Raw genomic sequence first — 19975 nt, forward strand, 5'->3', positions numbered from 1 at the left:
TATGGGTTTGTTTCAATCAGTTTTCTAATTGCGGATTCTTCCAAACGGGCGCATAATATCCAACAGTTTTTGCAGACCTCTGAATCAAACGGGGTCACCGGAAGGAGACTGATTATGAAGCTGAAGAAGCTTGGCGCATTTGCCGCCACGGGCGCCATGGCACTCGCCCTCGCACTGACGGGCTGCGGCTCGTCCAACGCCACCTCTGGTTCTGATGCCGGTTCCAGCAGCTCTGACGACGCTAAGGTCGAGAAGGTCGACGGCTCCAAGGAGTACGCGCTCGTCAAGGACGGTACGCTGACCGTCGGCACCTCTGCCGAGTACGCTCCGTTTGAGTACAAGGATGACAACGGCGATTATCAGGGCTTTGACCTTGAGCTTATCAAGGCTATCGGCGACAAGCTGGGCCTGGATGTCGAGTACGTCAACAATGACTTTGACACGCTGGTTCCGGGTGTCGCTTCGGGCGCCAAGTATGACGTTTCCATCGCGGCTATCACCGACACGCCCGAGCGTGAGAAGGAAGTCACTTTCTCCGATTCCTACTACATGGACGATCAGGCTATCGTGACCAAGGTCGATAACACCGACATCACGGCCGACAACTACAGCGAGAAGCTCAACAACGCCGACGCTACCATCATCGTCCAGTCTGGATCGACCGCCGAGGCCTTTGCTCAGGAAAACTTCCCCAAGGCTAAGATCGTTCCCTACAAGGACGCCACCGAGTGCTTCAGCGCCCTGCAGTCCGATAAGGGCGATGCCGTAGTCACCAACCGCTCCGTTGCCAGCCAGCTGACCGCCGAGCAGTTCAACACCTGCCAGACCATCAAGCAGGTCAGCACCGGCGAGGAGTACGCCATCGCCATCAACCAGGGCAACACCAAGCTCAAGGACGACATCAACCAGGCCATCAAGGACCTGACCGACGACGGTACCGTTGACGCCCTCATGGCTAAGTACAACATCAAGTAAATTAATGCTTGATTGCGCGCGGGCCCTTTCCGTTTTGCGGAGAGGGCCTTTGCGCCTCTCTTGACGGAGAGCGTTTCCGTCTCGTTTTGTCGGCAACTTCTACGATAGGAGCCACCTTGTCTCGACTGAACAAAGGGGCCACGGAGCAGCGTTTTTCACTGCCCGCCTTGCTCCAAAAGCTAGCCTGCGTCATGGCCGTGGCGCTCGCGCTGGTGTGCGCGGGGGCATATGCGCCCACGACCGCCCAGGCGCTTGAGACCGCAAAGATTACTGCCCGACCCAACACCGGTTCGGGCAGCGCTGTGGTCGGCGGCACCGAGACGCGCATTACCTGGGAAGTTCAGGCCGATGCCGACGAGGAGCTGAGCGGTCTATCGCTGACGTTTGTCGACGGCACGACGTTTGGTACCGATGACACGCGATTGACGATGCTCTCGGGCGAGGACCTCATGGACCGTACGCCCATGAAGCCTACGTGCAAGGTCGACGGCCAGACGCTCAAGATCGATTTTGGCGAGACGGCTCCGGCCGGCGGCTATTTCCGTGTCGAGGTCTACGGCGTGACCTTCCCCGTCGAGGGCGGCGACGAGGCTTTTAGCGGCACCTACACGTTGGCTGACGGTTCAACCAAGAAGATCTCCAAGATTCCTTCCGTCGAGATTAAGGGCGTGACGGCATTCGATAACTTCCTGGCCGACCTTAAGGAGCAGCCGTGGGTCGAGGCATGGAATTCCAACATGTTCCTTCGCCTGTTCCTGAACCCGGTCATTTTGGTTCAGAGCCTGCCGATCGTATTCAAAGGCTTCCTCATGTCGCTCTCGATCGTGCTCGTGGCATTTCCGTTGGCCATTCCCTTTGGCTTTGCCTTGTCACTCATGCGCATCTCCAAGTCGCGCATCCTGCGTTGCCTTGCCGGCATCTATGTGAATATCATCCGCGGTACGCCGGCGTTCCTGCAGATCTACATCGCGTTCTTTGGCCTGCCGCTGGCCGGCGTCAAGGTTGACGATTATGTGCTGGGCGTCATCGTCATGGCCATGAACTCGTCCGCCTACCTGTGCGAGATCTTCCGTGCCGGTATTCAGTCGATCCCCAAGGGCCAAAACGAGGCCGCGCGCTCGCTGGGCATGAATGCCTTCCAGACACTGCTCTACGTGATGATTCCGCAGACGTTCCGCAATGTCCTGCCTACGCTGACCAGTGAGTTCATCCTGCTTTACAAGGATACGTCGCTGCTCGCGGCCGTGGGCGTGGTCGAGATCGTCATGAACGCCCGTACCATCGTGGCCACGACGGGTTCCATTACGCCGTATGTGGTTGCCGCCCTGTTCTACCTGGTCATCACCCTGCCGCTTGCTCGCTTGGTGAGCGGTCTTGAGGCGAGGCTTCTGGGGACGGCCGAAACCAAGAAGAAGCGTCCCGCCAAGAGCGCTGGACAGGTCGTCGCGACGCCCGCCGACCACATCGCCGGTCTGTAAGGAGGTCCTATCATGAGCGAAACCAATAACTCGAACGAGGTCGTCGTCAGCATCAAGAACCTCCAGAAGGCCTTCGGCGATAACGTGGTCCTGCGCGATATCGATCTGGATGTGCACAAGGGCGAGGTCGTCGTAGTCCTGGGTCCTTCGGGCTCGGGCAAGTCGACGATGCTTCGCTGCATCAATCGTCTGGAGCATCCCACGAGCGGCTCGATCGTCGTTGAGGGCGTGGACGTTTACGCCAAGGGCGTCGACCTTAACAAGGTACGTACGCATCTGGGTATGGTGTTCCAGCAGTTCAATTTGTTCCCGCACCTGTCAGTCAAAAAGAACGTCATGCTCGCACAGCAAAAGGTACTCAAGCGCAGCAAGGAAGAGGCCGAGAAAATCGCTATCGAGGAGCTGACCAAGGTCGGTCTTGCCGAGCGCATCGACTTTATGCCGAGCCAGCTCTCGGGTGGCCAGCAGCAGCGCGTTGCCATCGCCCGCGCCCTGTCGATGAACCCTCACGTCATGCTCTTTGACGAGGCCACGTCGGCACTCGACCCCGAGCTGGTTCGCGACGTTCTTGGCGTTATGCGCGATCTTGCACGTGACGGTATGACCATGATCGTCGTGACGCATGAGATGGGCTTTGCCCGCGACGTCGCCGACCGCGTCGTCTTTATGGACGGCGGCGTTATCGTGGAAGAGGGTACGCCGAGCGAGGTCTTCGACCACCCCAAGAGCGAGCGCACCAAGGCGTTCTTGGGAAATATCTCGTAGCCGCTTTATATGACTGACATAACAGAAAACGGGAGCCGGATGTGATCCGGCTCCCGTTTTTGTTGGGATGCGAATGTGTTTTGGTGCAGAGCGCGTTATGGGCGGAGCTCATTGCCGCTAGGCGAGCTCGGCTCCAAGGGCGCGGCAGGCCGCCTCGCCCTCATCGTCGGGAGCGTCGTAGCAGATGACGGAATCGACGACGTTGACACCTGCCTCGTCGGCGTCGGCCTTCCAGTTGTCCATCCACTCGCCCTCGGCCCACGAATAGGAGCCAAAGAGGACGACCTTCTTGTCACCGAGGGTTTCCTTGACTTCGTCCCACATCGGCTGGAACTCATCGTACTCGAGTTCCTCGGAGCCCATGGCGGGGCAGCCGAAGGCAAAGGCGTCGTAGTCGGCGGCCTTATCTGCGGAGAAGTCGGCGCAGGGGATGACCTCTGCCTCGGTGCCGGCATCGGTTGCACCTTCGGCAACGAAGTTTGCCATGGCCTCGGTGTTGCCTGTACCACTCCAGTAGACGACTGCGATCTTGCTCATATGTTTTCCTTTCGGTTGTGCGGTGTGCGGCCGCGTTTTGTATGCTCTATCGGGTTGCCTGGACAAGTTGTCCCAGGGTGCAGCCCTGTTGATAGATGTACGTAAGGTATTGCGTGCATGCGCGATAGGAATCGAAGGTCGTGAGCGCCTGCTCAACGTTTGTGTATACCTTCCATGCGCCAAAGACCTTATAGTTTTCGCCGTGCTGGACGATAAACTGATGGACATCTTCGTAGGGATAGCCCAAAAAATAGCCAATTTCGTGGGGGAACTCGCACATGCACCCCGTATCGCAGTGCCTATTTCGCGCGAGTGCGCAGACGCTGCTGTCATAGGCGCTTTCTGCGGCATTGCTGCTTGCCAGCGTGATGCGCGCGGCGAGATGCACCAGGGATGCGGGCAGGTTGTGGACATCGTAACCTTCGGCGGTAAGCGCCGTCGTGGCGCGGGGGTCGGAGAGGTATCGCATGAGGTCCGCAGGGCGGTACACATAGATGAGCGCTCCGCAGGGGCGCCAGACCAAAACGCTCATATGGATCCCGAGTGGCTGGAGCTCGCGGTTGCATTGGGCAATGACCGCGAGCAGGCGAGAGCGTCGCTCTTCGATATGGGCGGCGCCGGGTTTTCCGCCTTGGTTGGCGTAAACGCCGGGATAGGTAAAGAGCGAGGCCGGCTTGATACCTGCGAGCGTAGGGGAGCAGTTGCGCACGACAGCCGTTTGGTATGTTGGGATGTCAATGGTTCGAGTCACGATGCTCCTTTCGGGTCCTCAGTTGTTAGCCTAGGAAAACTTATACACGAAAGTAAGCCAAGGTCAACAAAAAAGTTTGAAGCGGGAAACTAATTGACCGAACCGACACGAGTTTGGAGTAAGATGGGAACACCCCATGGGGGTATAGGTATAAGAGTTTGGAGAAAGGGGATCGCATGGAAGACTTGCTAAACCCTGCAAATATCATCGTGCTTGCCGCGATTGTCGTCGGCATGTTCTTTGGCCTGCGGCGTATTGTCGCTTCGACACACGGAAAGAGCTGCTGCAGCGATGGCACGAGCGGTAAGAAGGCCAAGAAGGTAGTGGTTGCGGATACCGATCCGTCCCACTACCCCTATAGCGATGAGCTGCTCATCGGCGGCATGAGCTGCGATGGCTGCGCTCAGAATGTGGCCAATGCCCTCAATGCGCTGAATGGTGTGTGGGCAACGGTAACGTACGCGGACCACACGGCGCGCGTGCGTTCGAAGCGTCCGATTGACCGCGAGGCACTCGAGACGGCGGTGAGAGGTGCGGGCTATTTCGTTATGAAAATGTAGATGCCGCCCTCTCCAATGGGTACCGGCCTCCTCCCCATTGGGGCTATCGACGTCCTAAAATTTGCGCAAAAAACAACTCGCGGATGTGGAGAAAGTGGAGTTTGGTGACGGTTCGCGCGGAATTCGTGACCAATCGAGCATTCGCTATCCCATAAGAAAAATTACAGGTGTAAATTTATATGCTGATTATTGCTGTGCCCAGATTGCAATTAAACGTGGACAGAGATGATGAATGCTAAAACTGGGCTTAAGGACAGGGGAGGCTATAGCCTTATGAGACGAGTGGGAACACTTGGCTTGGTGGCAGCGCTTGCCGCTATCTTGGTATCGCCGCTGCCGGCGCACGCCGAAGACGCTTCGGGTGCCGTTACCTACAATGCGGGAAATGGGTATTCCTTTGAGAAGCTCTCGCATCCTACGGTAGGAACGTCGCAGCCGGATGGCATCGTCGACTACCAGGGTGACGGTGCCGTTGCCGTTCCGGGCGCCGATGGTAACACGGCCAACAATGAAGGCGATCGCGGCCAGAGCTACACTTGGGCGGCTGCGAGCTATGGTGACTGGCTTTATGTGGGCACCTGCTATGCGGCGATGGGCAACACGCTGACGCTCATGAACGGCGTGCTGGGCGATTCCTTTGATGCCGAGACCATGCGCCTGACGCTGGAGGCCATGTTTAACGGCACCTTCTTCTATGGACAGCAGAAGGAGGACGGCACGGCCGACAAGGACAGCGGCGGCATCCTGGTCAAGATTAATACCAAGACCGGTGAGACCAAGCTGCTGCTCTCTGAATCGCTCAACGGCGTCGGTCCTTTGTTCCGCAATGCCGTGAGCTATAAGGGTAAGCTCTATTTCTGCGGCAGCGTCAGGACCAATGGCGGCAAAAGCGGCCTGCCTGCTGTATATGAGATCGATCCTAAGACGGATGAGTACAAAGTTGTCTATCAGGGCCTTTCGAGCATGCAGGATTACGGTGCTGCCTACAAGCAGGGCATTTCTACCGGTATCCGCGGCATGTGTGTCCATGATGGCCAGCTCGTCATCAGTAATGTGGGTAAAGACGCGGCCGGTAACTTTGTGTCGACAATCCTGACGTCGTCTGACCCGTCGAAGGGCCAGGACAGCTTCACCGAGATTGCCAACTCGGGCACGCTGTTTGGCTATCCGGCGATTCGCTATCAGGACAGCATCTACGGCGGCGCCATTTGGGATATGGTCTCGTACAATGGCCATCTCTATGCGACCATCTGCACCGGTACGCCCGAGAACGCTCCCGATGATAATTCCATGCAGTCGTTCGCCATGGTCCGTGGCGACAAGAACGCCGACGGCAGCTATTCGTGGACTCCCATTGTTGGCGATCAGGAGACGGACGGTGCAAAGTACTGCTTTGGCATCGATCCTGCCCGTACCCGTTCTGGCGCTGCTAACCTCATCGTCTACAACGACTACCTCTATATCGGTGAATACAACGACGAGGAGATTGCTCTCGAGCGCATCCTGTTCAACAAATCCAACACCGAAGAGGGCGGCAAGAACAGCATGGGTGGCGTTGACTGCTCGTTTGTGAATGCCAATCTTGAGCAGTCGGTCAACATCTATCGCATGGACAAGGACGAGAACATGGAGCTCGTCGTTGGCGATCGCACCGACATGTTCCCCGAGGGCGGTATTTCCGGCCTGACTTCGGGCTTTGGCCGAAACGAGAACCAGTACATTTGGCGCATGCAGAAGTTCGACGGCAAGCTGTATATCGGTACCTTTGATACCGCGAGCCTGCTTGAGCCGATCGGCCAGTTCTCCAATGGCGACATTATCGATATGACGCCCGAGGAGTGGGACTCTCAGGTTCAGCGCCTTAGGGACCTGCTCAATCACCTGCTCGACAAGAAATCGCCTGACGACCCCATCGTTCCCGTGAACACGCTTGCGGACGATGATTCAAACGAGGCCGTCGAGGTCGATGATTCGAACGAAGCTGCCGATGTCGATGACGAGAAGACTGAGGTTGCTAAGGGCTTTGGCGACCTGAGCGATGCGCTGGAGGATGCCACGGGCGATCTTTGCGATCAGGCCGCGACGATGTCCCAGGACTTTGAGGACGACGCCGCTTATGTCCAGAAGATCGATGGCGAGATCGCGTACTTCAAGTCCTTTGCCGACCAGTATCAGGACATGCTCGATAGCTATGAGAACCTGAAGCAGCAGTACGAGGATGCCTATGGCACCGAGCTGCCGAGCGATATTCAGGATGCGCTCGATAAGCTGCTGAGCGAGGATAACCTCAAGAAGCTGCAGAGCGTGCTTACGTGCATGTGTTACCTTCGCGATGCCGAGCGTGGCTTTGATATGTATGTGACCGAGGACGGCGTGAACTTTACGACGCTGACGACCAATGGCTTTAACGATCCGTATAACCATGGTCTGCGCACCTTTGCGGTGACCAACCAGGGTCTGTGCCTCGGTACCGCCAACCCGTTCAATGGCTGCCAGGTTTGGATCCAGCGCAAGGAGAATTCTGAGAATCCGATTGATCCCGGTACTCCGGATCCGACGGAGCCCACGGATCCCTCGCAGCCGGGTGGCGGCGATCAACCTGGTGGCAGCCAGACGGGCGGCAACGACCAGTCGAGCAGCACCACGACCACCGTCACGACGACCGCTAAGAAGACTCCGAAGGACGGCTCGCTGCCTCACGCTGGCGACTCGACCCTCACGCTGGTCTTGGGATTGCTGGTTGCAGCTGCCGCAGTACTTGGCATTGCTCTCGTCTTGCGTAAGCGTTCTCGTCGCTAGGCTCGACCACGCAGCTTGATGCCTTGGATATCGTCGAAGTTGATGGCGATATCCCTGAGTTTGAGCAGCTTGAATGCGGGTAATACTTCGTCGAGAATGCCCGTGCGGCTGCGATAGCCGTATGTATCGTAATAGGTGACACGAACCAAGTCGCCACGTTTGAGACCCTCGAGCTTTTTAGAAAGTACGAGGGCTTTTTCTTCCGTGAGCTCACGTTTTGACTCGACGGTGATTTCCTGCTTGCGCACGAGTTCGTAGTATCCCGTGAGGGCGGCAAAGGGCATAAACTGTGCGGCGCGGTTGGCGCGCACGGCACCGTTGGCAGTGAGGTTGGGGTCGGCGGCGCGGCGTCTGCCCTCGGGGTCCGCCAGGCGCTCGAAGGCGGTCGGCGGGCGCACGGGCTGCTGCTTGGGTTTAGGCACGATGTCCTCCAACTTGGCCGTTGCGTTCGCGCGCGGTGGCGCCGGCGGTAAAGCTTAATCCCTTGACGAGCGCGTTCTTGCCGTACTTGCCTTTCACGGCCAGGACGGCGCGCGCCAGGTCGCGCTCGCGCTCATCGGCCTCGATATCGCTGAACAGATCGATGGTGGCAAATTCCTCGGGCACAAGATTGCCAAATCCCAGGTTGATGCGCTTGACCGGTCGTTTGGGATCGACCGTTTGTGCCCAAAGGTCATCGAAATACCCCATGATTTTCTTAAACGAATTAGTGCGCTCGGGCAGCTTTCGCGAGGCGTTGGAGTGCGCAAAGAGTGCGGCATAGCCACCACGCGGTTTGCCGCCATGCTCTCCCACAAAGATGCCATCGATTGCCTGCGCTTCGCGCACCAGGCGACGCCTTTCGTCATCGCGCTGGACGGGCTTGGGAGCACGGGGCGCGAGCTCGGGGCCGTCGGTCGCTGCGGGCTCGATGCCCGAGGTGCTCGAGCGCAAGTGTCCGCAGCCGTCTATATACTGCGCCGTGCCGCTGGCGTTGAGCCGGCGTATGTCGGCGCGCTCGCTCGCGTAGCCCACAAAGAGCGAGATACTGTCGCAGACCACGTGCTTATCGACTAGATCCAACACGGCGTTGTCGACCATTTCGCGCAAGACGGTGTAGGCCTGCTCGTAGGCATAGCCCTTCGAGAGCACCTGTCCTGTGGTGGTCGAAGTTGCTTGCGGGCGATAGGCTTGGATATCGGCGATGGTTGTCGGCTCGCGCCCGAAGGCATGGTCGATGAGATATTCGGCATTGACGCCGAGCTCGTCGTAAAGCAGGTTTTCGTCGAGCGCCGCGACGCCCATCAGATCGTAGACGCCGTATTTCTCGAGGCGGGCTGCCACGCCGGGACCGATGCCCCAGATATCGGTGATGGGACGATGGGGCCAGATCTCCTTGCGAAAGGTCTCGTCGTCGAGTATGCCGATGCGGCTGGGTACGTGCTTGGCGGTAATGTCGAGCGCTACCTTGGCCTGGAATAGGTTGGGGCCGATGCCGACCGTCGCCGTGATGCCGGTGCGCGCGAGGACCTCGTCGCGCAGCGTGCAGGCGAACCCTTCCGCATCTGTGTGATAGAGGTCCAGATAGGGCGTCACGTCGATAAAGCACTCATCGATGGAGTAGACGTGCACGTCCTGGGGGCTGACGTATTCCAGATAGATACCGTAGATTTTCGCCGACACCTCCATGTAATGCTGCATGCGCGGTACGGCCGTGATGTAGTCGATGCCATCGGGAATTTCGAACAGACGGCAGCGATTGTGTATCCCGAGGTCCTTCATGGCCTGTGTGATGGCGAGGCAGATGGTCGTGCGCCCGCGCGATTCGTCGGCAACGACCAGGTTGGTGGTGAGCGGATCGAGCCCACGGTCGACGCACTCGACGCTGGCATAAAACGTCTTGAGGTCGATGCAGATATAGGTGTGCTGCTCGTGCGCCATCCGTGTCCTTTCATCAAACACATGTTCTTATCGAATACCTGTTCGATAATACCCGCTCGTCCGGACATCGTCAAAACCTGTCAAAAAGGGACTGGTTTGTTTTGGTCGGTCATGAATCGGGTTTTAACGCAGCTCTAAAGAGTGCGAAACAGCTCGGAAAACCTCGCTTCGTAGCATGAGGCTAACGATTGATACCACCATAAAGCACGGAAGGGTTGTGGGGATAATGGTCAACTATGGGTTTGGTATGCCGACGCGCTTGGTTGCGGATGGGGATGTGGCTCGCTGGTGCGGGCGATTGGTTGCCCACTATGGCGGCACCAAGGCACTGGTCGTGCTGGGAGGCGACAAGCACACGCGTGATGAGCTCGTTTCGGCGGCGCTGGGCTCGGTTGATCGCGCCCTGCTCGAGCGCGTGCTTTTCCGCTGCGGCTCGGTTGAAGGCGACGGAGGAGACGAGCTGATCGACGAAGCCGTGGCCCTGGCGACCGACGAAGGCGTGGACTTTGTCTTGGCGATTGGCGATGCCGATACTGCCGGCTTTGCGCGCGAGCTCGCCCGTCGCATGGCGGCGCTCGATGTCGGCGAAGACGGTTTTGTCCCTTATGGATGTATCGTCTCGGAGGGCAAGGTGCCTGCCGTCGTGGGGGCCGGCGAGGTTCCCGTTTTTGCCATCATCGCGCCCGAACTGCTGGAGGGCATCGGGTCTCCTCTGCGTGAGTTGCTCGGTAGCGTCTGCGCTGCGGCCTAATATTTGGCATAAAGGGATAGGTTATTTTTGATTGGTAAAGCGTTTGACCTGCCAAATTAAACCTGTCCCTTTTTGGTCGGTTGCCGTTTGGGGGCCGATTGGCAACGCTCGCTGATTATAGTCTTGACCTGCGCTAGAATAGTGGCATCTGAATGTCCGGGCGCATGGAGGCGTGCGCCCGTATGCTGAGGAGGACTCTATGGCAACTGTTGCCGCACCTATCGATGCTACGTCGACTGCCGCTTGGAAGGCGCTCGAGGCCCATCAGGAGAAGCTCGAGGCCGAGGGTATCGACCTCAAGGCCTGGTTCGCCGCCGATGCCGAGCGCGTGAACAAGCTGAGCTTTGACGCCGGTGACCTGCACTTCGACCTGTCCAAGAACCTGGTGACTGATGAGACCGTCAAGCTGCTGTGCGATCTTGCCCGCGAGGTGAAGCTCGAGGAGCGCCGCGACGCCATGTTCTCCGGCGAGCACATCAACACCACCGAGGACCGCGCCGTCCTGCACACCGCGCTGCGCCGCCCGGCAAGCGAGAAGGGCCAGCTCATCGTCGACGGCCAGGACGTCGTCGCCGACGTGCACGAGGTTCTCGACCGCATGTATGCCTTCGCCGAGCGCGTGCGCTCCGGTGAGTGGAAGGGTGTTACCGGCAAAAAGATCGAGCACCTGGTGTCCATCGGCATCGGCGGCTCCGATCTGGGCCCGGTCATGGCCTACGAGGCCCTGCGTCCCTACGCCGACGCCGGTATTGACTGCCGCTACATCTCCAACATCGACCCCAACGATCAGGCAGAGAAGCTCAAGGGCCTCGATCCCGAGACCACGCTCGTGATTATCGTCTCCAAGACTTTCACCACGCTCGAGACCCTCACCAACGCTCGTGAGGTCAAGACCTGGATGCTCGAGCAGCTCAAGGCTCAGGGTGCCATCGACGGCTCCGATGAGCAGAACGCCGAGGCCGTGGCCAAGCACTTTGTCGCCGTTTCCACCGCACTCGAGAAGGTCGAGGCCTTCGGCATCGACCCCGCCAACGCTTTTGGTTTCTGGAACTGGGTCGGCGGCCGCTACTCTGTCGACTCCGCCGTGGGCCTGTCGCTGATCGTCGTGCTCGGCCCCGAGCGCTTCCAGCAGTTCCTTGAGGGCTTCCACGCCATCGACGAGTACTTCTGCAACACCCCGCTCGAGAACAACGCCGTCGCGCTGATGGGCCTGCTCAACGTCTGGTACGTCAACTTCTTCGGTTCCAAGAGCCACGCCGTGCTGCCGTACTGCCAGTATCTGCACCGCTTCCCGGCCTACCTGCAACAGCTCACCATGGAGTCCAACGGCAAGCACGTCCGCTGGGACGGCAGCGCTGTGACCTCCGATACCGGTGAGATCTTCTGGGGCGAGCCCGGTACCAACGGTCAGCACGCCTTCTACCAGCTGCTGCACCAGGGCACCGTGGTGGTCCCGGCCGACTTTATCGCTTTCGCCAACACTGCCAACCCCGCAACCGACAGCGGCCAGGACGTCCACGAGCTGTTCCTGGGCAACTTCCTGGCCCAGACCAAGGCGCTCGCCTTTGGTAAGACGGCCGACGAGGTTCGTGCCGAGGGCACGCCCGAGCGGATCGTCCCGGCCCGCTGCTTTGAGGGCAACCGTCCGACGACCTCGATCTTCGGCGACACGCTGACCCCGTTCGCACTCGGCGAGCTCATCGCCCTGTACGAGCACATCACGTTTGTCGAGGGCACGGTCTGGGGCATCGACTCCTACGACCAGTGGGGCGTCGAGCTGGGCAAGCAGCTTGCCAAGCAGATCACCCCGGCCTTCCACGACGACGCCGCCAAGGCCGAGCAGGACGCTTCGACCCAGGCGCTCATCGAGTTCTATCGCGCTCATCGCAAGTAGTCTTTACGGCTGAGTTGGCTTATGGCTGAAAGGGGCCCGTATCCGTTGGGATACGGGCCCCTTGCTATTTGGATAGGATGGAATGTATCGGGAGGCGCCTCGACGGGCATCGCAATCGTCGAAGGCGCGCCGTTCATGTTTGGGACAATATGACATTTTTCCCGTTGCAAACAGCGCCGCCGTGGGTGTTCTGTATGATGGCTCAGACAAGGTTGTTCAATGACAGGGAGGCATATATGGCAATCAAAGCCATCGCAATGGATATCGACGGTACGCTCACCAACGATCAAAAGGTCATCAGCCCGCGTACGCGCGAGAAGCTGCTCGCGACGCAGGAGTCGGGCATTAAGCTCATCTTGGCTTCGGGCCGTCCCGCATGGGGGTTGCACGCCTTGGCGCAGGAGCTCGACCTTCAAAACCATGACGGTCTGCTAGTTGCCTTTAATGGCGCGCATGTGGTCGACGCTCAGACCGATGAGGTCCTTTTTGACCAGGCCATGCCGGCTGACGAGCTGCACCGTCTGATTGATCATCTGCGCAATTTCGACGTGATCCCTATGATTTCGCTCGGTCGCGATTTGCACGTCGAGGACTCGTACCATTGCATGATCACGCTGCCTGACGGCTTGCAGAAGAATATCGTCAAGTATGAGCGCGATGCGTGCGATCTTAAGATTCGCGAGGTCGAGAGCTTGCATGAGGTCGTGGACACTTATCCCGTGGACAAGCTGCTGACGGCGGGTGATCCGACCTACCTGCAGGCGCATTACGAGGAGATGTATGCGCCCTTTACCCAGACGCTTTCGGGCATGTTTACGGCCGACTGGTACTTTGAGTACACGGCGCCCGGTATCGATAAGGCCCGTGCGCTCGAGGGTGCCCTGCCCAAGCTCGGCATCGATGCCAGTGAGGTCGTATCGTTTGGCGACGGCCAGAACGACAAGTCCATGATTGAGTGGGCCGGCACCGGTGTTGCCATGGGCAACGCCGTCGATGAGGTTAAGGCCGTGGCCCAGATGGTGACCGCCAACAACAACGAAGACGGTATCGCGGTAGCACTTGACCAACTGCTGGGTTAGAATCGCCGATAGTGTATGGTTCGGGCGTCCGCTTGCGGGCGCCCTTTTGTTAGGGAGGGTGCCGTGTCTGCATTTCCGTTCGACGCCGTTATCTTTGACATGGATGGCGTCATCGTCGATACCGAGTATTACTACCTGGGGGAGACCGCCGCGTTTGCCAAGGAGCTTGGGCTGAATCTAACCCAAGAGGAGCTAAACGGGCAGGTTGGCACCTCACATCAGTTCTTCCTGCATATGCTGGTCGATTGGTTTGAGCGCGCCGGTAGGGGGCATTTCACTGGCGAGGAAGCGTTGGCCCGTTGGGACGAGTGGGCGCATAAGCGCCCGCGCGACTATCAGGCTTTGATCAACCCGGGTGCCGTTGATACGATTCGAGAGCTGCCGCGCCGCGGCGTCCGTGTGGCGCTGGCGAGTTCGTCTCCCATGGTCAGCATCGAAGAGGTGCTCCATGCATGCGGACTGTCGGACGCCTTTGAGTACGTGGTGAGCGGCGAGCAGTTTAAGGAGAGTAAGCCCGAGCCCGACATCTACCTGCATGCGCTGGATCTGTTGGGGCTGCCTGCGGACCGTTGCTGCTGCGTTGAGGATTCGGTGCCTGGTATCACTGCCGGCAAACGCGCGGGGTTAACGGTGATTGCCAAGCGCGAGGAGCGGTTTGGCTTTAGCCAGGATGCCGCGGACAAGATCATCGACCAGCTGCCGGAACTGCTTGAGCTTTCTTAGGGGGTCTGTTGGAGGCTCTTTAGGGGTTCGTGGACAAAAAATGCCAAATATGAGTACTGTCACTAATTTAGTAACAGGGAAATTATGCTTTTAAGGCCCTGGTTGAGCGCCTGGGGGCGATTATAACCTGTTAAATATGGCTTTAGCCATGCTAAAACGCCTTGATAATGAACAGCTGTACATTATCAAGGCGTTCTTTTGTCACAATATAATGCTACTAGCTTTGCAGCAGTACTCATATTTGGCGTTTTTTGCCCACCGGGGTCAGTTGAAGTCAAATATGGAGTGCGAATTTCCTAAAACGGTTGATTCGACGCTCTCCTCGGCGCAGTTTTTAAGTTCGGCGATGTGCAGGGAGGCGCTTTTTAGCGATGTGATGAGCTGTCGCGCGCTTGCATCTGCTTGCGGTTCGGCTGGAGCGTCGGTTTCGAGCAGCAGACGGTCGAGTGGGATCTGTCGGGCGTATTCACGACCGCGCTTGGTAGCGAGCATCCGCTCGTTCACGGAAAAATAGCAGCCTGCGTTTCGCGCACGGTCGAACTCGTTCGAGGTGCCGCTAAACCAGTGGAAGATGATGGCGGGGGAGTTGGGGCTTGGGGTGAGTAATCCATATGACTCAAGGGCGTCCAGTACGGTTCCTGCCGAACGAACAGCGTGAATTGATATCACGCGCCCGGCAAGAGGATAGTGCACGAGTGCATTACAGAGCTGGTCGAGCGCCTGTGTTTGTAGCGGCTCGCTTCCGGCACAGCGCGCGGAAAAGTCGAGTCCGACCTCGCCGATAAAGCGCTCTTGTGCGGCGACCTTGCAAAGCAGATTGATTTCGGCGGCACCGCATCGTCCGTCGGCGAGCCACCAGGGATGGAGGCCGATGCCGGCAAAGATGTTTGAACGGCTACGGGCGCGCTTGTTGGCGCTTGCGAAGTCGCGCGGATCGACGCCGCAGTCAAAGAGACCCATGCCCAGCGCCGTCGCCTCGTCGGCAACGGCGTCCGGGCGAGCCATTAAATCGAGATGGCAGTGCGCGTCAAATAACTGCGGTGTCATTGCGGCACATCTCGTTAATCTAGGCGCTGGCCGTCGGCGCGCACGCGCTCGCACCCGCGCCCACTGATCTGGCGTATAACCTCGCCGGCGATCATCTGGCCCATGATGGGCGGCATAAAGCTCGCGGTTCCCAGCTCGGTGCGCTCGTGGATGTTGGAAGGGTCGCGGGGCTGGGTTTTAACCGATTCCTCGCAGCTAAACAGCACGTGCAGGCTCTTGATGCCGCGCTTTTTGCACTCTTTGCGCATGATGCGGCTCATGGGGTCGCGCACGGTGTCAAAGATATCGGCAAAACGCAAGCATTCGGGATGCAGCTTGTTGGCCCCGCCCATAGAGCTAACCAAACGAATGTCGTGATCTTGAGCATATTTGGCAATGGTGAGCTTGGCCGAGATGGTGTCGATGGCGTCGACGACGTAGTCGAGCTTGCCGCCCGTCTGCTCCAAAACGCCCGCGAAGAAATCATCGATGTTGTCGCTCAGCAGGTATTCGGTACGTTTGATAACGGTGGCGGCAGGATTGATATCGTGGATCATGGCTTCCATAACATCGACCTTGCGCTTGCCGATGGTGCTGTGAAAGGCGATGGCCTGGCGATTGATATTGCTGGGCGCGATGATGTCCTTGTCCAGAATTACAAAATGACCAATGCCGCCGCGGGCGAGTGCCTCGCAGCAGTTGGAGCCCACACCTCCGCAGCCGAGTACCAGCACCGTGGCATCGGCGAGCTTGTCGAGTGCCTCGCGGCCCATGATGATCTCGAGCTTGGCATCGCGCGTCTCGTTGGGAGTTGCGGCTGTGGTTTCGGTCATAGACATCCTCCGATGGGGAAGCGAATCGTGTTTTAGCTATCGCCATTATAGGTATTATCGCGATTCCATTTGAGCCCTAGGGGCTTGTTGAAATGAGGCAGTGATTCGCATAAGATGAAGCAGATGGCACCCGTTGCAGCGGGTTGGCCAACTCCCAAACACGTTTGTAGCGTGAGAAGTGGCCGTCTTCGCATTACGCGGGGGCGGCTATTTCATTCGACCTCCAATGTGGATGCCGAGCTCCACAGCCGCGATTACAAGCAACAACAACGTCAGGACATCGTTAATACTCATAGTCCATCTCCTTCTTGGGAAGAGGGAGCTGGCCCATCTGCTTCTGGACCCATTGTATCTAAAAACGAACGAATGTTCTATACATAACATTGCTATTAGATAATTAGACAAACATCTAAATATCGAGTATAGTGTGCGCGTCGTGAGAGATAGTGAGAGGAGGTCTTATGCCGGGAGAGGGTTTTAAGGCGCTTGCCGATCCAACGCGACGGCGCATTTTGGAGTTGCTGCGCGAGGGCAATTGCACGGCGGGGGAGCTTGCCGAGCATTTCGATATCAGTAAGCCGTCGCTAAGCCATCACTTGGCGACGCTCAAAAATGCCGGGTTGGTGACCGACGAGCGCCATGGCCAAAACATCGTATACAGCTTAAACACCACCGTCATGCAGGATTTAATTGGCTGGTTTATGGGCTTTACAAACACTGAAGGTGATAAGGATGAATAACGAAAACAAGGGCATTCACCCCACGGGGGTATCATCGCGCGTGTGGATTGCGCTGGTCGCTCTGTGCGTCGCCAATGTCGTAGCGCACCTCATGGTGATGCCGAGCTTGCCTGCGCAGATTCCCACGCACTGGGGCGCGAACGGCGCCGTCGACGGTTGGGGTCCTAGCTGGATGGCCTCCGCGCTCGGCGCGCTGCCTCTGGCGCTTCTCGCAATGTTCTGCGTGGTGCCGTGCATCGACCCCAAAGGCGAGGCATATCGAACCTCGGGCAAGTTCTATCAGGGCTTCGTAATCGCCTTCACCTTGTTCATGTGCGCCATAAGCTGGCTGGGAGAGCTTACGGTCTGGGGCGTGGTGCCGGCGGTCGGTTCGGTCAACGTGCTGATTTCCGGTGCTATCGGTTTGCTGTTCATCGGCGTAGGCAACTACTTGCCGCGTGTGAAGCAGAACTATACGCTCGGTATCAAGACGCCTTGGGCGCTTGCCGATCCCGAGAACTGGCGCCGTACGCAGCGTTTTGGCGGCGCCTGCTTTATGGTGCTGGGTGTTGGTTTGATTGTGATGGGCGTGGCGGGTAGCGTGCTTTCGAGTGAAGTCGTCGCCGCGGTGATTGCGGTTCTGGCGTTTGGTTCAGCTGGAGCTGCCTACGTCTATTCGTATCTGCTGTGGCGCAAATCGCAGCGAGCCGCTCGTTAAGGTTGCGGAAAACTAGCGTACGCAGTTCATAGTATGTTCCGGGGGACTTTTCCCAGGTAGTATTAGGGGGTGTGGGCAACCATGCCCCTTTTTATTAGAACGCGCGGATTGCCTCTCCGATTTTCCATCACGGGGAGGATCAGAAGATTTCCGCAGCTAGATAAGGAGAAGCTGACATTGGCTGAGTTCATTTATCAGATGTATCAGGCTCGCAAGGCCCATGGCGACAAGGTGATTCTTGACGACGTGACCCTGAGCTTCTATCCCGGTGCCAAGATCGGCGTTGTGGGTCCCAACGGCATGGGTAAGTCGACCCTGCTCAAGATCATGGCCGGTATCGAGGAGGTCTCAAACGGCGATGCCAGGCTCACCCCCGGCTACACCGTGGGTATCCTGCAGCAGGAACCGCCGCTCGACGACGACAAGACCGTCATCGAGAACGTGCGCATGGCGTTTGGCGATATGATCGCCAAGGTCGATCGCTTCAACAAGATCGGCGAGGAGATGTGCGACCCGGACTGCGACATGGACGCCCTCATGGCAGAGATGGGCAAGCTCCAGGACGAGATTGACGCCGCCGACGGCTGGGATATCGATTCCAAACTCGGCCAGGCCATGGACGCTCTGCAGCTGCCCGATTCCGACATGCCGGTCAACGTGCTTTCCGGCGGCGAGCGCCGCCGTGTGGCCCTGTGCAAGCTGCTGCTCGAGGCTCCCGACCTTCTGCTGCTCGACGAGCCCACGAACCACCTGGACGCTGAGTCGATCCTGTGGCTCGAGCACTTCCTGCACAACTACCAGGGCGCGGTCCTTGCCGTCACGCACGACCGCTACTTCCTGGACAACGTCGCCGAGTGGATCTGCGAGGTCGATCGCGGCCACCTTTACCCCTACAAGGGCAACTACTCCACCTATCTGGAGACCAAGGCTGCGCGTATCGAGGCCCAGGGCAACCGCGACGCCAAGCTCGCCAAGCGCATGGAGGCCGAGCTTGAGTGGGTGCGTAGCTCGCCCAAGGCTCGCCAGGCCAAGAACAAGGCCCGTCTGGCTCGCTACGAGGAGATGGAGGCCGAGGCCCGCGCAAGCCAGAAGCTCGACTGGACCGACATTCGCATCCCTGTGGGCCCGCGTTTGGGCAACAAGGTGCTCGAGGCCCATCATCTGCACAAGGAGTTCGATGGCCGCGTGCTCATCGATGACCTTTCGTTCACCCTGCCGCGCAACGGCATCGTGGGCGTCATCGGCCCCAACGGTGTCGGTAAGACCACGCTGTTCAAGACGATTGTGGGTCTGGAGCCGCTGACTTCGGGCGAGCTTGAGGTGGGCGAGACCGTCAAGATCTCCTATGTCGACCAGAACCGTTCCGGCATCGACCCCGATAAGAACCTATGGGAGGTCGTCTCGGACGGCCTGGACCACATGATGGTCGGCGAGACCGAGGTTCCGAGCCGCGCTTATGTGGCGAGCTTTGGCTTTAAGGGCCAGGACCAGCAGAAGCGCGCTGGCGTACTTTCCGGTGGCGAGCGCAACCGTCTGAACCTGGCGCTCACGCTCAAGCAGGGCGGCAACCTGCTGCTCCTCGACGAGCCTACGAACGACCTTGACGTCGAGACGCTGTCCTCGCTTGAAGCGGCGCTGCTCGAGTTCCCGGGCTGCTCGGTGGTCATTAGCCACGACCGTATGTTCCTGGACCGCGTCGCCACGCACATCCTGGCGTGGGAGGGCACCGACGAGAATCCGGGCAACTGGTATTGGTTCGAGGGCAACTTCGAGGCCTATCAGGCCAACCGTATCGAGCGCCTGGGCGAGGACGCAGCCCAGCCGCATCGTATTCACCGCAAGCTGACGCGCGATTAGTAGCAAGTAGAAAGGCCGCCAGCAAGGGCGGCCTTTCTTGTAGCAATTGCACTGCAGCTATGCCCTGGCTGCTGGTTTGATTCATAATCAAAGTCATCTCTTTGGGATTAAAGCCCGTTTTTGCTATGAGTGATTTTCTAATTCCGTTTAAAACGTAAAGACGTATTGGGCTACAAGGACATAAGCAAAGCATAAGCAAATCGAATTGAAATATAACCAGTGCTGTAACGTTACAAAAAAGGTTATAGAATAGGAGTATCTTATAAGTCGCTCCTCTAGAAAGAAGAACATATGCTTTCGCGTCGTCGTTTTCTGCAACTTGTCGCGTCTTCAATTGTCGCCTTAGCCGCACGTCCGAAAGAGGTTTTTGCTTCGACGGGCAATATTGATGGTGAGCAGATACAATTTACTTCAGAAATTGCGCAAGAGCTTGCCGATAAATATATAAAGGGACTCCTCGGCTCTTCGTATACGCCCTCTGACCCTATTCCTTTTGTAGACGTTGATGGGTCCCCGCTTGGCTACATTGTTCCGGTTGTGACAGGTTGATTTTCAATCTCAACGCAACAGCCTGAACGGACCCCGCGTTT

Annotated in this window: 19 protein-coding genes; 13 read left to right on the plus strand and 6 right to left on the minus strand. The window is 58.2% G+C overall.

Annotated elements, in window-relative coordinates; all coding sequences use genetic code 11:
• Positions 1 to 114: 114 nt before the first annotated feature.
• The 3 genes from DW037_RS07175 (at position 115) to DW037_RS07185 (ending at position 3218) form a co-directional block, all read left to right on the plus strand.
• Positions 115 to 975, plus strand: coding sequence for an ABC transporter substrate-binding protein (locus DW037_RS07175; RefSeq protein WP_117629739.1), 861 nt, complete (start codon positions 115 to 117; stop codon positions 973 to 975).
• 116 nt (positions 976 to 1091) lie between these two features.
• On the plus strand, positions 1092 to 2453 hold the full coding sequence (locus DW037_RS07180) for an ABC transporter permease subunit (protein WP_233505693.1): 1362 nt from the start codon (positions 1092 to 1094) through the stop codon (positions 2451 to 2453).
• A gap of 12 nt (positions 2454 to 2465) precedes the next feature.
• On the plus strand, positions 2466 to 3218 hold the full coding sequence (locus DW037_RS07185; RefSeq protein WP_118373060.1) for an amino acid ABC transporter ATP-binding protein: 753 nt from the start codon (positions 2466 to 2468) through the stop codon (positions 3216 to 3218).
• 117 nt (positions 3219 to 3335) lie between these two features.
• Here DW037_RS07185 and DW037_RS07190 read toward each other — a convergent pair whose 3' ends face one another.
• Both DW037_RS07190 and DW037_RS07195 read right to left on the minus strand, forming a co-directional pair.
• On the minus strand, positions 3336 to 3755 hold the full coding sequence (locus tag DW037_RS07190) for a flavodoxin (RefSeq protein ID WP_118373061.1): 420 nt from the start codon (positions 3753 to 3755) through the stop codon (positions 3336 to 3338).
• A 46-nt stretch (positions 3756 to 3801) separates the two neighbouring features.
• Positions 3802 to 4506, minus strand: a complete 705-nt coding sequence (locus DW037_RS07195; protein WP_158551283.1) for a DUF3793 family protein — start codon at positions 4504 to 4506, stop codon at positions 3802 to 3804.
• 176 nt (positions 4507 to 4682) lie between these two features.
• On the opposite strand from DW037_RS07195, the gene DW037_RS07200 reads away from it, so the two are divergent.
• Positions 4683 to 5066 (plus strand): heavy-metal-associated domain-containing protein, encoded by a 384-nt coding sequence (locus tag DW037_RS07200; protein ID WP_117629743.1) that lies wholly within the window; start codon positions 4683 to 4685, stop codon positions 5064 to 5066.
• A 273-nt stretch (positions 5067 to 5339) separates the two neighbouring features.
• Complete coding sequence (locus tag DW037_RS07205) at positions 5340 to 7865, plus strand: hypothetical protein (RefSeq protein WP_147329354.1); 2526 nt, start codon at positions 5340 to 5342, stop codon at positions 7863 to 7865.
• Here DW037_RS07205 and DW037_RS07210 read toward each other — a convergent pair.
• The gene (locus DW037_RS07210) at positions 7862 to 8287 is read right to left on the minus strand and encodes a hypothetical protein (RefSeq protein WP_233505694.1); all 426 of its coding nucleotides are present in this window, start codon (positions 8285 to 8287) and stop codon (positions 7862 to 7864) included. The two genes, DW037_RS07205 and DW037_RS07210, sit on opposite strands and share 4 nt — an antisense overlap.
• The gene (locus DW037_RS07215) at positions 8280 to 9785 is read right to left on the minus strand and encodes a DNA repair protein (protein ID WP_117790651.1); all 1506 of its coding nucleotides are present in this window, start codon (positions 9783 to 9785) and stop codon (positions 8280 to 8282) included. Before DW037_RS07215 ends, DW037_RS07210 begins: the two co-directional genes overlap by 8 nt.
• A gap of 226 nt (positions 9786 to 10011) precedes the next feature.
• Here DW037_RS07215 and DW037_RS07220 point away from each other — a divergent pair, with 226 nt between their 5' ends.
• The 4 genes from DW037_RS07220 to DW037_RS07235 all read left to right on the plus strand — a co-directional run bounded on the left by DW037_RS07220 (position 10012) and on the right by DW037_RS07235 (position 14232).
• Positions 10012 to 10536 carry an iron-containing alcohol dehydrogenase gene (locus DW037_RS07220; RefSeq protein WP_158551676.1) on the plus strand — a complete coding sequence of 175 codons (525 nt, stop codon included), beginning with the start codon at positions 10012 to 10014 and terminating at the stop codon, positions 10534 to 10536.
• Positions 10537 to 10735: 199 nt separating this feature from the next.
• Entirely contained in the window at positions 10736 to 12430 is a 1695-nt protein-coding gene (gene pgi, locus DW037_RS07225; RefSeq protein ID WP_117583900.1) for a glucose-6-phosphate isomerase, read from the plus strand.
• 236 nt (positions 12431 to 12666) lie between these two features.
• Entirely contained in the window at positions 12667 to 13509 is an 843-nt protein-coding gene (locus DW037_RS07230) for a Cof-type HAD-IIB family hydrolase (RefSeq protein WP_117583901.1), read from the plus strand.
• Between the two features lie 63 nt (positions 13510 to 13572).
• Positions 13573 to 14232, plus strand: coding sequence for an HAD family phosphatase (locus DW037_RS07235; protein WP_338134623.1), 660 nt, complete (start codon positions 13573 to 13575; stop codon positions 14230 to 14232).
• Positions 14233 to 14496: 264 nt separating this feature from the next.
• On the opposite strand, the gene DW037_RS07240 is transcribed toward DW037_RS07235, so the two are convergent.
• On the minus strand, positions 14497 to 15279 hold the full coding sequence (locus DW037_RS07240) for a TatD family hydrolase (RefSeq protein ID WP_117583903.1): 783 nt from the start codon (positions 15277 to 15279) through the stop codon (positions 14497 to 14499).
• A gap of 14 nt (positions 15280 to 15293) precedes the next feature.
• Positions 15294 to 16091 carry a ThiF family adenylyltransferase gene (locus DW037_RS07245; protein WP_118373063.1) on the minus strand — a complete coding sequence of 266 codons (798 nt, stop codon included), beginning with the start codon at positions 16089 to 16091 and terminating at the stop codon, positions 15294 to 15296.
• Between the two features lie 461 nt (positions 16092 to 16552).
• Between DW037_RS07245 and DW037_RS07250 the strand changes: the two genes are divergently transcribed.
• From DW037_RS07250 to DW037_RS07265, 4 genes are all read left to right on the plus strand, one after another.
• Entirely contained in the window at positions 16553 to 16831 is a 279-nt protein-coding gene (locus DW037_RS07250) for an autorepressor SdpR family transcription factor (protein ID WP_022094448.1), read from the plus strand.
• The gene (locus tag DW037_RS07255; protein WP_118373064.1) at positions 16824 to 17528 is read left to right on the plus strand and encodes an SdpI family protein; all 705 of its coding nucleotides are present in this window, start codon (positions 16824 to 16826) and stop codon (positions 17526 to 17528) included. Before DW037_RS07250 ends, DW037_RS07255 begins: the two co-directional genes overlap by 8 nt.
• 177 nt (positions 17529 to 17705) lie before the next feature.
• Positions 17706 to 19385 (plus strand): energy-dependent translational throttle protein EttA, encoded by a 1680-nt coding sequence (ettA, locus tag DW037_RS07260; RefSeq protein ID WP_055251458.1) that lies wholly within the window; start codon positions 17706 to 17708, stop codon positions 19383 to 19385.
• Between the two features lie 291 nt (positions 19386 to 19676).
• Positions 19677 to 19934, plus strand: a complete 258-nt coding sequence (locus tag DW037_RS07265) for a hypothetical protein (RefSeq protein WP_118373066.1) — start codon at positions 19677 to 19679, stop codon at positions 19932 to 19934.
• Positions 19935 to 19975 lie beyond the last annotated feature (41 nt).

It is taken from the genome of Collinsella sp. AF39-11AT (genome assembly GCF_003474585.1).
Classification (GTDB): Bacteria; Actinomycetota; Coriobacteriia; order Coriobacteriales; family Coriobacteriaceae; genus Collinsella.

What these genes read in the sequence shown, in the direction of transcription:
- DW037_RS07175 (WP_117629739.1), top strand. Translation starts at nt 115, where the DNA reads ATGAAGCTGAAGAAGCTTGGCGCATTTGCCGCCACGGGCGCCATGGCA.
- DW037_RS07185 (WP_118373060.1), top strand. Translation starts at nt 2,466, where the DNA reads ATGAGCGAAACCAATAACTCGAACGAGGTCGTCGTCAGCATCAAGAAC.
- DW037_RS07190 (WP_118373061.1), bottom strand. Translation starts at nt 3,755, where the DNA reads ATGAGCAAGATCGCAGTCGTCTACTGGAGTGGTACAGGCAACACCGAG.
- DW037_RS07200 (WP_117629743.1), top strand. Translation starts at nt 4,683, where the DNA reads ATGGAAGACTTGCTAAACCCTGCAAATATCATCGTGCTTGCCGCGATT.
- DW037_RS07205 (WP_147329354.1), top strand. Translation starts at nt 5,340, where the DNA reads ATGAGACGAGTGGGAACACTTGGCTTGGTGGCAGCGCTTGCCGCTATC.
- DW037_RS07215 (WP_117790651.1), bottom strand. Translation starts at nt 9,785, where the DNA reads ATGGCGCACGAGCAGCACACCTATATCTGCATCGACCTCAAGACGTTT.
- DW037_RS07220 (WP_158551676.1), top strand. Translation starts at nt 10,012, where the DNA reads ATGGTCAACTATGGGTTTGGTATGCCGACGCGCTTGGTTGCGGATGGG.
- pgi (WP_117583900.1), top strand. Translation starts at nt 10,736, where the DNA reads ATGGCAACTGTTGCCGCACCTATCGATGCTACGTCGACTGCCGCTTGG.
- DW037_RS07230 (WP_117583901.1), top strand. Translation starts at nt 12,667, where the DNA reads ATGGCAATCAAAGCCATCGCAATGGATATCGACGGTACGCTCACCAAC.
- DW037_RS07240 (WP_117583903.1), bottom strand. Translation starts at nt 15,279, where the DNA reads ATGACACCGCAGTTATTTGACGCGCACTGCCATCTCGATTTAATGGCT.
- DW037_RS07245 (WP_118373063.1), bottom strand. Translation starts at nt 16,091, where the DNA reads ATGACCGAAACCACAGCCGCAACTCCCAACGAGACGCGCGATGCCAAG.
- DW037_RS07250 (WP_022094448.1), top strand. Translation starts at nt 16,553, where the DNA reads ATGCCGGGAGAGGGTTTTAAGGCGCTTGCCGATCCAACGCGACGGCGC.
- DW037_RS07255 (WP_118373064.1), top strand. Translation starts at nt 16,824, where the DNA reads ATGAATAACGAAAACAAGGGCATTCACCCCACGGGGGTATCATCGCGC.
- DW037_RS07265 (WP_118373066.1), top strand. Translation starts at nt 19,677, where the DNA reads ATGCTTTCGCGTCGTCGTTTTCTGCAACTTGTCGCGTCTTCAATTGTC.